Annotated in this window: 11 protein-coding genes; 9 read left to right on the top strand and 2 right to left on the bottom strand. The window is 69.1% G+C overall.

Translation table 11 applies throughout. The features are described from left to right. Positions 1–10: 10 nt before the first annotated feature. On the top strand, positions 11–1,102 hold the full coding sequence (locus PSS76_RS14095) for a LacI family DNA-binding transcriptional regulator (RefSeq protein WP_013414821.1): 1,092 nt from the start codon (positions 11–13) through the stop codon (positions 1,100–1,102). Here the strand turns inward: PSS76_RS14095 and otsB are convergent. After that, positions 1,099–3,663, bottom strand: a complete 2,565-nt coding sequence (otsB, locus tag PSS76_RS14090; protein WP_081122496.1) for a trehalose-phosphatase — start codon at positions 3,661–3,663, stop codon at positions 1,099–1,101. The two genes, PSS76_RS14095 and otsB, sit on opposite strands and share 4 nt — an antisense overlap. Positions 3,664–3,730: 67 nt before the next feature. Beyond that, positions 3,731–4,369, bottom strand: a complete 639-nt coding sequence (kstR, locus tag PSS76_RS14085) for a cholesterol catabolism transcriptional regulator KstR (RefSeq protein WP_005515654.1) — start codon at positions 4,367–4,369, stop codon at positions 3,731–3,733. A gap of 93 nt (positions 4,370–4,462) precedes the next feature. Between kstR and PSS76_RS14080 the strand changes: the two genes are divergently transcribed. The 8 genes from PSS76_RS14080 (at position 4,463) to lipP1 (ending at position 12,863) form a co-directional block, all read left to right on the top strand. Beyond that, a complete protein-coding gene (locus PSS76_RS14080) occupies positions 4,463–6,643 on the top strand; it encodes an acyl-CoA dehydrogenase family protein (RefSeq protein ID WP_022594007.1) in 2,181 nt (726 codons plus the stop codon). A gap of 81 nt (positions 6,644–6,724) precedes the next feature. Then, complete coding sequence (locus PSS76_RS14075; protein WP_157349022.1) at positions 6,725–6,877, top strand: hypothetical protein; 153 nt, start codon at positions 6,725–6,727, stop codon at positions 6,875–6,877. 68 nt (positions 6,878–6,945) lie between these two features. Next, entirely contained in the window at positions 6,946–8,019 is a 1,074-nt protein-coding gene (locus tag PSS76_RS14070) for an acyl-CoA dehydrogenase family protein (protein ID WP_084969102.1), read from the top strand. After that, the gene (locus PSS76_RS14065; protein WP_005515650.1) at positions 8,004–9,152 is read left to right on the top strand and encodes an acyl-CoA dehydrogenase family protein; all 1,149 of its coding nucleotides are present in this window, start codon (positions 8,004–8,006) and stop codon (positions 9,150–9,152) included. The genes PSS76_RS14070 and PSS76_RS14065 overlap by 16 nt, the downstream gene beginning before the upstream one ends. After that, positions 9,149–10,156, top strand: a complete 1,008-nt coding sequence (locus PSS76_RS14060; protein WP_064077737.1) for a bifunctional MaoC family dehydratase N-terminal/OB-fold nucleic acid binding domain-containing protein — start codon at positions 9,149–9,151, stop codon at positions 10,154–10,156. Before PSS76_RS14065 ends, PSS76_RS14060 begins: the two co-directional genes overlap by 4 nt. Position 10,157: 1 nt before the next feature. Beyond that, the gene (locus tag PSS76_RS14055) at positions 10,158–10,580 is read left to right on the top strand and encodes a MaoC family dehydratase (protein ID WP_022594017.1); all 423 of its coding nucleotides are present in this window, start codon (positions 10,158–10,160) and stop codon (positions 10,578–10,580) included. Next, positions 10,577–11,746, top strand: a complete 1,170-nt coding sequence (locus PSS76_RS14050; RefSeq protein WP_005515647.1) for a lipid-transfer protein — start codon at positions 10,577–10,579, stop codon at positions 11,744–11,746. Before PSS76_RS14055 ends, PSS76_RS14050 begins: the two co-directional genes overlap by 4 nt. Positions 11,747–11,906: 160 nt before the next feature. Then, positions 11,907–12,863: a LipP1 family hormone-sensitive lipase gene (gene lipP1 / locus PSS76_RS14045; RefSeq protein ID WP_491944756.1), complete on the top strand. Its 957-nt coding sequence runs from the start codon at positions 11,907–11,909 to the stop codon at positions 12,861–12,863. The last annotated feature ends 12 nt before the right edge of the window (positions 12,864–12,875 follow it).

The raw sequence follows: 12,875 nt of genomic DNA, 5'->3' as shown, positions 1-12,875 counted from the left end.
CCGTCCCGTTATGCCAAGGTCTCGACAGCCACGTCGCCAAGCCACTCTGGCGTCGCTCGCCGCCGAGCTGAAGGTCTCGCGGACGACCGTCTCCAACGCGTACAACCGTCCCGACCAGCTGTCGGCCGAACTCCGCGAACGTGTGCTGCAGGCGGCGAAGCGCCGAGGCTATCCCGGGCCCGACCCGGTCGCCCGCTCGTTGCGCACCCGCCGCGCCGGTGCCGTGGGCCTGTTGCTGACCGAGGCGCTCAGTTACTCCTTCCGTGATCCCGCCGCGATGAGTTTCCTCGCGGGCCTCGCTGAATCCTGCGAAGCCGCCGGCCAGGGCCTGTTGCTCGTTCCGGCCGGGCCCGGGCGCGACGACGTCGACGCCGCCGCGGTGGTGCAGCAGGCCGGTGTCGACGGTTTCGTCGTGTACTCCGTGGCCGACGACGACCCCTACCTGGCCGCGGTGCGGGAGCGGCACCTGCCGACTGTCATCTGCGACCAGCCCCGGGAAATGTCGGGCGCGTCGCTCGTCGGGATCGACGACCGGGGCGCCATGCGGAAGGTCGCCGACTACCTCATCACGCTCGGACACGTGGAGATCGGCGTGCTGTGCATGCGGCTCGGTCGGGATCGCGCGGACGGCGTCGTGCAGGGGGAACGTCTGCACGCCCCCAACTTCCACGTCCAGCGCGAGCGGATCGCCGGCGTCCGGGACGCGATGTCCGACGCCGGTCTGGACCCGTCGTCGCTCACGGTCGTCGAACGCTTCGAGCACACCGCGCAGTCCGGGCACTCCGCGGCCGCGCAGGCCTTCGCGGTCAACCCGAAGATCACGGCACTCGTGTGCACCACCGACGTGCTCGCGCTCGGTGCGCTGGACTGGGCACGCTGCGAGGGCCTCGACGTTCCGGGCCGAGTGTCGATCACCGGCTTCGACGGGATCGAGGAGGCACTACGCGAAGGCCTGACCACGGTGCGTCAACCGCAGGAGGACAAGGGCCGCCGCGCCGGCGCGCTGCTGATGTCCGGGTCGGACTCGGGCGTCACGACCGTCGAGATGCTCGAGACCGAACTGGTGCGCGGGCACACCGCGGCCTCCCCGCCCGAGCCCTAGCGGACCTTCGCGTCCGCACTCAGCAACTGTGCGCACCGCAGCAGGCCCAGGTGGCTGTACGCCTGCGGATGGTTGCCCAACGAGCGCTCGGCCACCGGGTCGTACTCCTCGGCCAGCAGGCCGGTCGGGCCCGCCGCGTTCACCAATTGCTTGAACAACGCCTCCGCGTCGGAGCGCTGCCCGATCAGCAGGTACGCCTCCACCAGCCAGGCGGCGCACAGATGGAAGCCGCCCTCGATGCCCGGCAGTCCGTCGTCGTGGTGGTACCGATACACGGTCGACCCGCTGCGCAACTCCCGCTCCGTCGCCAGCACCGTCGCCGCGAACCGCTCGTCCTGCGGGTCGATCAGCCCGGACAGGCCGATGTGCAGGGTCGCGGCGTCCAGGTCGCTGCCGTCGTAGGCGGCGGTGTACGACTCGACGTCGGCGTTCCACCCCTTCTCGATGACCTCCTCGGCGATCTCGTCGCGCAGCGCCGGCCACGACTCGCCCGCCCGACGGCCGAACTTCTCGGCGAGGGTGAGCGCGCGATCGACGGTGAGCCAACCCATCACCTTCGAGTACACGTGGTGGCGCGGGTTGTCGCGGATCTCCCAGATGCCGTGGTCCGGTTCGCTCCAGCGACGCTCCACGGCCTCGACCATGGCGGAGACCAGTTCCCAGTCGCGGTCGGTGACCGCATCCGATCCGGCCATGCCCTTCTTCTGCCGGGCCAGGGCTAGATCGGAGATCAGGTCGACGATCGGACCGAACACATCCAGCTGGACCTGCTGGTTCGCGGCGTTGCCGACGCGCACCGGACGGGAACCCGCGTATCCGGGGAGTGAGTCGATGACCGCCTCGGGCGGTAGGCCGGTTCCGTACAGCGTGTAGAGGGGGTGCAACCGCTCCGGGCCGTGGAGCGTCTCGAGCACCCCGTGCACCCATTCGAGGTAGTTCTCGGCCTCCTCCAGCGATCCGAGGCTGACGAGGGCCGACGCGGTGAGTGCTGCGTCGCGCAGCCAGCAGTAGCGATAGTCCCAGTTACGAACGCCCCCGATCTCCTCGGGCAGCGATGTCGTGGCAGCTGCGAGGATCGATCCGCTCGGTGCGTGCACCAGTCCGCGTAGCGTCAGGGCCGACCGCTTCATCAGGTCCGGTTTGAGGGGCGGCAGATCGAGCGTGTGCGCCCAGTCTCGCCAGTAGGACTCGGCGATCTCCCGGCGCTCGGGCTCCGACAGTAGGGATGGGCTCAGATCCTCTGTACCGCAACGCAGTTCGAGAACAATCGGGCCCTGCGACGGGTCCACGACCGCGTGTGCGGTCTGCTGGGTGCCGTCGCTGGTGATGTCCCAGTGCACGCCGGGGGAACGCAGCACCATCGGCTCGCTCGTGCCCGAGACCCGCAGCCCGTCGGTGTCGGGTTCGAGTTGTACCTGAACCTGACCGAACTCCGGGCGGGGTGCGAAGCTGACGACCGCTTTCGCGCGCCCGGTGATGACGCGGGTCAGGTCGGTGCGGCTCGGCTGGACGTCGTGCGGCAGGTAATCGGTGACCGTGAGGCTGGCCCAGCGGGTCTGTACCGTCATGGTGCCGTCGAGGTACTGCTGGCTCAGCGGCAGCGCCTCTCGCTGTGGGCCGACGCTGAAGTGGCCGGCCTCGGTGCCTCCGAGTAGGTGTGCGAACACCGCCGCCGAATCCGGTTCGGGATGGCACAGCCAGGTCATGTTCGCGTCGGGCGTGATGAGAGCGACCGAGCGAGGGCTGGCGAGCATCGTCAGGCGTTCGATCGGTGGAGCGTCGGCTCCCGAGAGCCACGTGCGCCGTTCCTCGAGCAGGAACGCCAGCGCGGCCGCGACGTCTTCGGTGGATTCGACGCGGTACTGGGCGCGGGTCTCGCCCTCGCCCACCTTGATGCCCAGATCGGGACCCTGGAGGCGCCCGAACGCCTTCTCGTCGGTGACGTCGTCGCCGAAGAAGACCGCAGCTGTCGCGGCCTCCTGGTGGCGCAGGATGTCGAGCGCGTTGCCCTTGTCGGTCGCGACGACCGCGAGCTCGATGACGGCTTTGCCCTCGGTCACCTGCACGCCGGTCCACAGGGCCGCCTCGGCGTGCACAGCGGCGAGTGCCTTCGCACCCACCTCGGGACTGGCGTTGCGCACGTGCAGCGCGGCGCTGGCCGGCTTGGTCTCCACGGTGACGCCGGGATGCAGGTCCGCGATCCGCGACAGCTCCGCCGTGACCTCGCCCAGTAGCTTGCGGGCATTCGCGTCGATCGCGTGCACGAAGCCCACGTCGAACTCCGAGCCGTGGCTGCCGACGAGCTGCACCTCGGCGGGCAGGCGGGACAGCGTCGCCAGGTCCTTGAGTGCGCGTCCGGAGATGACGGCGGCCGTCGTGGCGGCCAGGCCGGCCAGCGCGCGCAGGGCCCGCACCGACTCCGCGTGGGGATAGGCCTTCTCGGGGTCGCTGACGATCGGCGCCATCGTGCCGTCGTAGTCGGACGCGACGAGCAGGCGAGGGGTCCGGGCCACGGTGGACAGGGCCCGGCGAAGTTCGATCGGCAGATCCAGAGCGCTCACAGCTTCAAACCTAAGCGATTGCGGACGGGCTGGCGCGCTGCGTTCGGGTTGCGGCCGTCGGATCCGGTCAGAACGGGGTCTTCGACCCGTCACCGAGGAGCAGCTCGACGGTCAGTTCGAGGCGCTTGGCGACATCGGTTGCCGACGAGCGACGAGTGAGCCACGCCACGAGATTCGACAGCCATACATCGCTGATGACACGGGCGACGGCAAGCTGTTCCTCGGTGGGCTCACCGTCGGTGATGGCCCGCGCGAACAACGTGTCCATGAGCTTGCCGACCTGATCGACCTCCGCCGCCGCGGACGCGTCCGCGAACATGAAGGCGCGCGTCATGGCCTCGGTGAGGAGGGGATCGCGCTGCATCGCCTTGGTGATCTGGCCCAGGATGAGCTGCATCCGCTCGAGCGGGCTGTGGCCCGGGGGGATCTTGCCCTTGGACTCGATGCGCTCGAACTCGCGCGCCAGGGCCGACACCAGCAGGTGCACCTTGGAGGGGAAGTAGCGGTAGAGGGTGCCGACGGCGACGTCGGCGCGCTCGGCCACCGCACGCATCTGCACGGCCTCGTAGCCGCCCTTGGATGCGAGGGTGAGGGTCGCGTCGAGGATCCGCTTGCGACGCTCACGCTGAGCGTTGGAGCTGAGATCGTCTTCGCTGAGGGTCGAGACCGTACCCCCGGTGGAGCGGGATCGAGATGAGGTGGTCATCGACAGTTTCCTTCACGCCTTGACTCTTGACGGCCGAGCATATTAGAACACGTTCTAAATGAATATGTCATCCACGAAAGGTGGGTAGCCGTTGTGACAATCGCCACGAGTGACGAACAGAAGGCCGTCCAGGAGTCGATTCAGGCGTGGGCGCGCTCGGCGGCCCCGATAGCCATTTTACGCGAGGGACCTGCGGACTTCTGGCGCCAGACCTGGCCGTCGGTGGCGCAGCTGGGGCTCTTCGCCGTGGGTGTTCCCGAGTCGGTCGGCGGGGTCGGCGGACAGGTCGTCGATCTGGCCGCGATGTTGGAGCAGTCGGCCGTCGAACTCGTCGGCGGTCCCGTTCTACCCACCGCGCTCGCGGGCCTCGTGCTCGGGCGCTGCGACGGTGCCGCGGCGAAGGCGTGGGCAGGGCAGATCGCCGAGGGTGAACTGCCGGTATCGGTGGTGCTCGACGCCCCGGCGCTCGAGGCGACGCCCGACGCGGACGGCGGTCTCGTGCTCGCCGGCGACGCGGGCAACGCCCTCGGCGGTGAGCCGGGCGTCGCCGTGCTCGTCCCCGCACGCTCCGGTGCCGACGTCGTGTGGTGCCTCGTGGACGGTGCGGCGACAGGCCTGACGGTCGAGTCGCTCGACATCCTCGACAAGAGTCGCGCCGTCGCCCGGATCCGGTTCGACGGCGTCGCGGTGACGCCCGATCGGATCGTCACCGGCGTCGCGCCGGACCTCGTACGCGACCTCGCGGCCACACTGGTCGCTGCGGAGGCGGCCGGGGTGGCGGGCTGGAGCCTGCGGACCGCGGTCGAATACGCCAAGATCCGCGAGCAGTTCGGCAAGCCGATCGGCTCGTTCCAGGCGATCAAGCACCTGTGTGCCGAGATGCTGTGCCGCGTCGAACAGGCGCGTGCCGTCGCGTGGGATGCGGCCGTCGCGGCAGAGGACGCGCTGCCGGACCCCGACACCGGTCGTTCGGGCACCTCCGAGCTGCCCGTCGCGGCTGCGGTGGCGGCGGCCGTCGCGCTGGACGCGGCCGTCCAGAACGCCAAGGACTGCATCCAGATCCTCGGCGGTATCGGCTTCACCTGGGAGCACGACGCGCATTTCTACCTGCGCCGCGCGGTCTCCAACAAGCAGTTCCTGGGCGGCAGCAACGTCTGGCGCGCACGGGTGACCGAGCTGACCCGCGCCGGAGCACGCCGCCACCTGACGATCGATCTGTCCGACCTCGAGTCGGAGCGGGCCGCGATCCGCGACGAGGTGGCCGCGCTCGCCGCGGTACCCGAGTCGGAGCGGCGTGTCGCGGTCGCCGAGTCGGGGTACGCCGCGCCGCACTGGCCGCGTCCGTACGGCCGCGGGGCGAGCGCCGCCGAGCAGATCCTGATCGCGGAGGAGATGGCGGCGGCCGGCGTCGAGCGTCCCGATCTCGTCATCGGCTGGTGGGCGGTCCCGACCGTTCTCGAGCACGGCAGTCCGGAGCAGATCGAACGGTTCGCGCTCCCGACGCTGCGCGGGGAGATCACGTGGTGCCAGCTGTTCTCCGAGCCCGGCGCGGGCTCGGACCTGGCGTCGCTGCGGACGGTCGCGGAGAAGGTAGACGGCGGCTGGAAGCTCAACGGCCAGAAGGTGTGGACGTCGCTCGCCCGCGAGGCGGACTGGGGCATCTGCCTGGCCCGCACCGACAAGGATGCGCCCAAGCACAAGGGCATCACGTACTTCGTGCTCGACATGAAGACCCCGGGCATCAGGATCTCGCCACTGCGTGAGATCACCGGCGACGCGCTGTTCAACGAGGTGTTCCTCGACGACGTGTTCATCCCGGACGACTGCGTCGTCGGCGAGGTGAACGGCGGCTGGAAGCTGGCCCGCACGACACTTGCGAACGAGCGGGTCGCGATGAGCGGCGGGTCGTCGCTCGGCAAGGCCGTCGAGGATCTGCTCGCGCTGGCGGGCGAGCCCGACGCGGTGACTGCAGACCACCTGGGCGCGTTGATCTCCGAGGCGCTCGTCGGCTCGCTGCTCGAGCTGCGCACGACGCTGCGTCAGCTCGACGGCCAGGACCCCGGTCCGGCGTCGAGCGTGCGCAAGCTCGTCGGTGTCCGCAACCGTCAGGGGGTCGCGGAGTTCGCCGTCGAGCTCGCGGGAGAGGCCGGCTGGGTCGAGGGCCCGCTCACGCGCGAGTTCCTCAACACCCGCTGCCTGTCCATCGCGGGTGGCACCACGCAGATCCTGCTCACCGTCGCGGCCGAGCAGTTGCTGGGTCTGCCCCGCGGCTGACGAAGGATCGACGCTGCGAACGACACCCGCCCGGCCGCTCCGGGCGGGTGTCGTCGTATCGGCCGGGTCCGCGGTGGTGGCGTGTCGACTCGGTCACACCGACCCGTCCGCGAGCGGGTCGACTCCGAACAGGAGTTGTCGGGCAGCGGCGGCGGACCGGCGGGGTGGCTCGTCGGCCCAGAGATGGTCGCCCACGGGGCGGTGGCGGAGGTGAACATGTTCTCGATCGTGTAGGACTTTCTCCGTTACCCTGCAGGTGATACAACTGGAACACGTTCTAAATCGTAGGCGGGATCGGCAACGTGGATTTCTCTCTGGATCAGACACAAGAAACGGTGGCGGAGATCGTCGTGGGCCTGCTGGCCCGCGAGCACACCGATCCCGCCGACACCGGCGGCTTCAGCCCCGAGTTGTGGCAGGCGCTCGCGAAAGCGGACCTGCTCTCCCTCGCGGTGCCCGAGCGGCTCGGCGGCGACGGCCTCGGCGTGCTCGAGGTCGCGACGATGCTCACCGAGATCGGACGCGGAGCGGCGCCGGTTCCGGCGCTGGCGACCCTGGGGTTCGGCGTGCTGCCGGTGCTCGCGCTCGGCTCGGCCCAGCAGCAGGACGCGCTGCTCGACGGCATCGCGGGCGGGCGCGTGCTGACCGCAGCACTGGCCGAGCAGGGTGCCGCGTTCCCGTCGGTGCCCTCGACGACGGCCGACGCGGACGGTGACCACGTCGTCGTGACGGGCCACAAGATCGCGGTGCCGTTCGCCGACATCGCGCACCGCATCCTGGTGCCCACCGACGCCGGCGTGGTGCTCGTGGCACCGGACGCGCCGGGCGTCACGCTCACCCCGAGTGCCACGTCGTCCGGCGGACCGGAGTTCTCGCTCCGGCTCGACGCGGTCCGTGTCCCGGCCGGGGACGTTCTCGGTGACGGCATCGACGGTGTCGCGACGCTGAACCGGATCGCGCTCGCGAGCATCGGCGCGTACGCCGACGGCCTCCTCGCCGGCGCCACCGCCCTGGCCGCCGACCACCTCACCACGCGTGAGCAGTTCGGCAAACCGCTCGCCGCGTTCCAAGCCGTGGCTCAGCAGATCGCCGACGTCTACGTGACGTCGCGGACGCTGCACGTCTCGGCGCTCGCGTCGGCGTGGCGGGTCGCCGAAGGGCTCGACGCCGCAGACGATCTCGACGTACTGGCGTACTGGATCGCCTCGGAGATCCCGGCGGCGATGCGCACGCTGCACCACCTGCACGGAGGCATCGGCGTGGACGTCACGTACCCGATGCACCGCTACTTCTCCATCGCCAAAGACCTGGCGCGCCTCGTCGGCGGCGCGTCGTACCGACTCGACCTCGTGGGGGCCCGGTGTTCATCGATCTGACGCCCGAACAGCGCGAGCTGCAGGCAGAACTGCGTCGCTACTTCTCCGGACTGATCTCGCCGGCCGAGGCCGAGATCATGCTCACCGAACGACACGGCCCCACCTACCGTGAGGTCATCCGCCGGATGGGCAAGGACGGCTGGCTCGGAGTCGGCTGGCCGGTCGAGTTCGGGGGCCGCGGCTTCGGTGAGATCGAACAGCAGATCTTCGTCAACGAGGCTGTGCGCGCGGATGTCCCGCTGCCGTCCGTGACACTGCAGACGGTCGGTCCGACGCTGATGACGTACGGGACCGAAGAGCAGAAGCGAAAGTTCCTGCCCGCCATCCTCGCCGGTGAGGTGCACTTCGCGATCGGCTACTCCGAGCCCGACGCCGGCACCGACCTCGCGGCGCTGCGTACCACGGCCGTTCGCGACGGCGACGACTACATCGTCAACGGCCAGAAGATCTTCACCACCGGTGGTCACGACGCCGACTACATCTGGCTCGCCGTCCGCACCGGCGAGGCCGAATCGCGTCACCGCGGCATCTCCATCCTCATCGTGGACACCAAGGATCCGGGGTTCTCGTGGACCCCGATCATCACCGCGGACGGCGCGCACCACGTCAACGCCACGTACTACTCCGACGTCCGGGTTCCGGCGAGCATGCTGGTCGGCGAGGAGAACAAGGGTTGGAGGTTGCTGACCACCCAGCTCAATCACGAGCGCGTCATGCTCGGACCGGCCGGGCGTGTGGCGGGTCTCTACGAGAAGGTGTACGACTGGGCCGCGAAGCGGGAACTGCTGGACCTGCCCGACGTTCGTCGCGGACTCGGCGAGATCCACGCCACCTACCGCCTCAACGAATTGCTCAACTGGCAGGTCGCGGCGGCCACGGGTGACGTCGACATCGCGGATGCGTCGGCCACCAAGGTCTTTGCGACCGAGCGCATCCAGCGGGTGGGCCGGATCGTGGACGAGATCGTCGGCGCGCACGGCGATCCGGGCGATCCGGAGACGGCGGCGCTCATGCGCTGGCTCGACGTCCAGGTCAAGCGCAACGTCGTGATCACCTTCGGGGGTGGTGTCAACGAGGTCATGCGCGAACTGATCGCGGTGGCCGGACTGGGATTGCCGAAGGTGCCGCGATGACCGAGAACGACGTGACCGCACAGATTCTCGCCGGTGCCGAACAGATCAAGGCGGGCGGCGCGAGCAAGCCCCGCGCGGGCCGTGACCCGATCAACATGCCGATGATCCGCAACTGGCTCGAGGCGATCGGCGACGAGAACCCGATTTACGTGGACGAGGACGCCGCCGTCGCCGCCGGCCACGGCGGGATCGTCGCGCCGCCCGCGATGGCGCAGGTATGGACCATGCGCGGTCTCGGTGCGGTGCGCGAGGAGGACGATCCGCTGGGGCGGATGACGCAGATCCTCGACGACGCCGGCTACACGTCGGTGGTCGCCACCAACTGCGACCAGATCTACCACCGCTACCTGCGTCCCGGCGAGGAGGTGACGATCGAGTCGACGCTCGAGGAGGTCGTCGGCCCCAAGCGGACCGGACTCGGTGAGGGCTGGTTCTTCACGACACGCAACTTCTGGAAGGTCGCTCGCGAAGACGGCACCGGGGAAATCGTCGCCGAGATGATGTTCCGCATCCTCAAGTTCATGCCGCCGGCCAAGGACGTTCCTGCATTCGAAAGTGCTTCGGTTCCCGAGGATCTCGATCCGACGCGGATGATGCGGCCCACGCCGTCGCGCGACACCCAGTTCTTCTGGGACGGGGTGGCCGCGCACGAACTGCGGATCCAGCAGCGGCCGGACGGTTCACTGCAACATCCGCCGGTGCCCGCGCTCTGGAAGGACAAGGCCGAGACCACCGACTACGTAGTCGCGTCCGGCCGCGGCACGGTGTTCAGCTTCGTCGTCCACCACGCCCCCAAGGTGCCCGGTCGGTCGCTGCCGTTCGTGGTGGCGCTCGTCGAGCTCGAGGAGGGCGTGCGCATGCTCGGCGAACTGCGCGACGTCGACCCGTCCGAGGTCGTGGTGGGCATGCCGGTACAGGCACAGTTCCTGGACTTCCCGGGCGATGACGAGACCGGTAACGAGCCATGGACGCTGTACGCGTGGCGTCCGGTGAAGGAGTCGTGAGATGACCAGCGCCCTCGACATCTCGGTCGGCGATCAGCTGCCGGGCCTCTCGATCCACGGCGATCCCACATTCATCGTCTCGACGGCGTTGGCCACCAGGGACTTCCAGGACGTGCACCACGACCGGGACAAGGCCCAGCAGCGCGGGTCGAAGGACATCTTCGTCAACATCCTCACCGATACCGGCCTGGTGCAGCGGTTCGTCACCGACTGGGCGGGCCCGCGAGCCCGCCTCACCTCGATCAAGTTGCGCCTCGGTGTGCCGTGGTACGCGTACGACACGCTCCACCTTTCCGGTGAGGTCGTCGCGGCGGAGGACGGTCTGGTCACGGTCAAGGTGGTCGGCAAGGACAGCCTCGGCGATCACATCACGTCGACGGTCACACTCGTGATGAACGACGACTCGGACGGAGGACGGGCATGAGCGGGTTGTCCGGGAAGGCCGCGATCGTCGGCATCGGGGCCACCGACTTCTCGAAGGATTCGGGCCGCAGCGAGCTGCGCCTGGCTGCCGAGGCGGTGCGGGCCGCGCTCGACGACGCGGGCCTGAAGCCGTCCGACGTCGACGGTCTGACGTCGTTCACGATGGACACCAACACCGAAGCAGCCGTTGCTCGTTCGGTGGGTATCCCGAACCTGAAGTTCTTCAGTCGCATCCACTACGGTGGCGGCGCGGCGTGCGCCACCATCCAGCAGGCCGCGATGGCGGTCGCGACGGGCGTCGCGGACGTCGTGGTGGCGTACCGCGCATTTAACGAGCGCTCGGGTGCGCGCTTCGGCCAGGTCAACACCGGGCTGGTGCAGCAGGTGAACTCGTCGGGCACCGACAACGCGTTCTCCTACCCGCACGGTCTGGGGACCCCCGCGTCGTTCGTGGCGATGGTCGCGCAGCGCTACATGCATGTGTACGGCGCCACGAGTGAGGATTTCGGCCGCGTCGCGGTCGCTGATCGCAAGCATGCAGCGGTCAATCCCGACGCCTTCTTCTACGGCAAGCCGATCACGCTCGAGGATCACCAGAACTCGCGATTCATCGCCGAACCGCTGCATCTGCTGGATTGTTGCCAGGAGACCGACGGCGGCATCGCCATCGTCGTCACCTCGCCGGAGCGGGCCGCGGATCTGCCGAACAAGCCGGCCGTGATCGCGGCGGCGGCGCAGGGCAGTGGGCCGGACCAGTACATCATGACGAGCTACTACCGTGACGGCCTGACGGGTCTGCCCGAGATGGGCCTGGTCGGCGATCAACTGTGGGAGCAGTCGGGACTGCGACCGTCGGACATGCAAACCGCGGTGCTCTACGACCACTTCACGCCGTACGTGCTGATGCAGCTCGAGGAACTCGGTTTCTGCGGCCGCGGCGAGGCGCGCGACTTCATCGCCGACGGTGCGATCGAACTGGGGGGCCGGCTGCCGATCAACACGCACGGCGGTCAACTCGGCGAGGCGTACATCCACGGTATGAACGGCATCGCCGAGGGCGTCCGTCAGATCCGGGGTACCTCCGTCAATCAGGTGCCGGGTGTCGAGAACGTCCTCGTCACCGCCGGAACCGGCGTTCCCACTTCGGGACTGGTGCTGACCGCGTAGGACACGAGAGTTTCCCGCACGCTGGGACGCCGGTATTGCGGGCGTCCACGCGCTGCTGAAAGGTGGCGTCGCGAGGAGTCGGCTCAGCCCGGGCCGGCGGCCGTGTGACTGCCGCCGAGTCGAGCCGGCTGCGTGACGAGAGAGGAACTGTGACGTGGCAGTGGATCGCCGACCTGATTTGCACCCGGACGTGGAGTCCATGCTTGCTGTGCTCGAGGCAGGATTTCCGGACGTCACCAAGTTCCCGGCGGCGGAGCTTCGTGAGGTGATCGCTTCTCGCCGGGCACCGTTGGCGTACCAGCCCGACATGGCGACCGTCCGCGACGTCACCATCGACGGACCGGGCGGGGACCTGAAGCTGCGTGTCTACGTACCGCATTCGGAGTCGAACGACCCGTTGCCGGTCATCGTCTTCGCGCACGGTGGCGGGTTCGTGTTCTGCGACCTCGATTCCCACGACGAGTTCTGCCGGTCGATGGCGGACGCCGTGGACGCCGTGATCGTCTCGGTCGACTACCGGCTGGCGCCGGAGCATCGGGCGCCCGCCGCGATGGAAGACGTCTACGCCGCCCTGGTGTGGACTGCGGACAACGCCGGCGAGTACGGGGGCGACCCCACCCGGATCGCTCTCGCGGGCGACAGCGCGGGTGGAAATCTGGCCGCCACGGTGGCGCTGGCCGCGCGGGACCGGGGAGCGCCCCGGATCGCGGCACAGATCCTCGTCTATCCGGTCATCGACGACGACTTCACGACCGAGTCGTACACGAAATACGGAGTGGGCTACTACAACACGACCGATGCGATGCGTTGGTACTGGGATCAGTACGCGCCCGAGGACCGGTCGAGCGAGTACGTGGTTCCCACCCGGGCGGCGACGCTCGCGGGGCTGCCCCCCGCACTGGTCGTGACGGCCGAACTCGATCCCCCGTGTTCGTCCGGCGAACACTACGCGCAACGGCTGGCGGCGGACGGGGTGCCGGTTGTCGCGCACCGATTCGACGGCCTCTTCCACGGCTTTCTCACCTTCCCCAAGCTGTCGCTCACCGGTCCGGCACGGCTCGAGCTGTGGCAGATGATCCGGGACGTCCTGAAGGTGGGCGATCCGTCCGCCCGGTGAGGCCCCGCAGTC

This window comes from Prescottella sp. D32 (assembly GCF_037287305.1).
GTDB classification, from domain to species: Bacteria; Actinomycetota; Actinomycetes; order Mycobacteriales; family Mycobacteriaceae; genus Prescottella; species Prescottella equi.
The sequence above is the reverse complement of the archived record's forward strand: the minus strand, read 5'-3'. Positions and strand labels throughout refer to the sequence as shown.

What these genes read in the sequence shown, in the direction of transcription:
- PSS76_RS14095 (WP_013414821.1), top strand. Translation starts at nt 11, where the DNA reads ATGCCAAGGTCTCGACAGCCACGTCGCCAAGCCACTCTGGCGTCGCTC.
- kstR (WP_005515654.1), bottom strand. Translation starts at nt 4,369, where the DNA reads ATGACCACCTCATCTCGATCCCGCTCCACCGGGGGTACGGTCTCGACC.
- PSS76_RS14060 (WP_064077737.1), top strand. Translation starts at nt 9,149, where the DNA reads ATGACCGAGAACGACGTGACCGCACAGATTCTCGCCGGTGCCGAACAG.
- PSS76_RS14055 (WP_022594017.1), top strand. Translation starts at nt 10,158, where the DNA reads ATGACCAGCGCCCTCGACATCTCGGTCGGCGATCAGCTGCCGGGCCTC.
- PSS76_RS14050 (WP_005515647.1), top strand. Translation starts at nt 10,577, where the DNA reads ATGAGCGGGTTGTCCGGGAAGGCCGCGATCGTCGGCATCGGGGCCACC.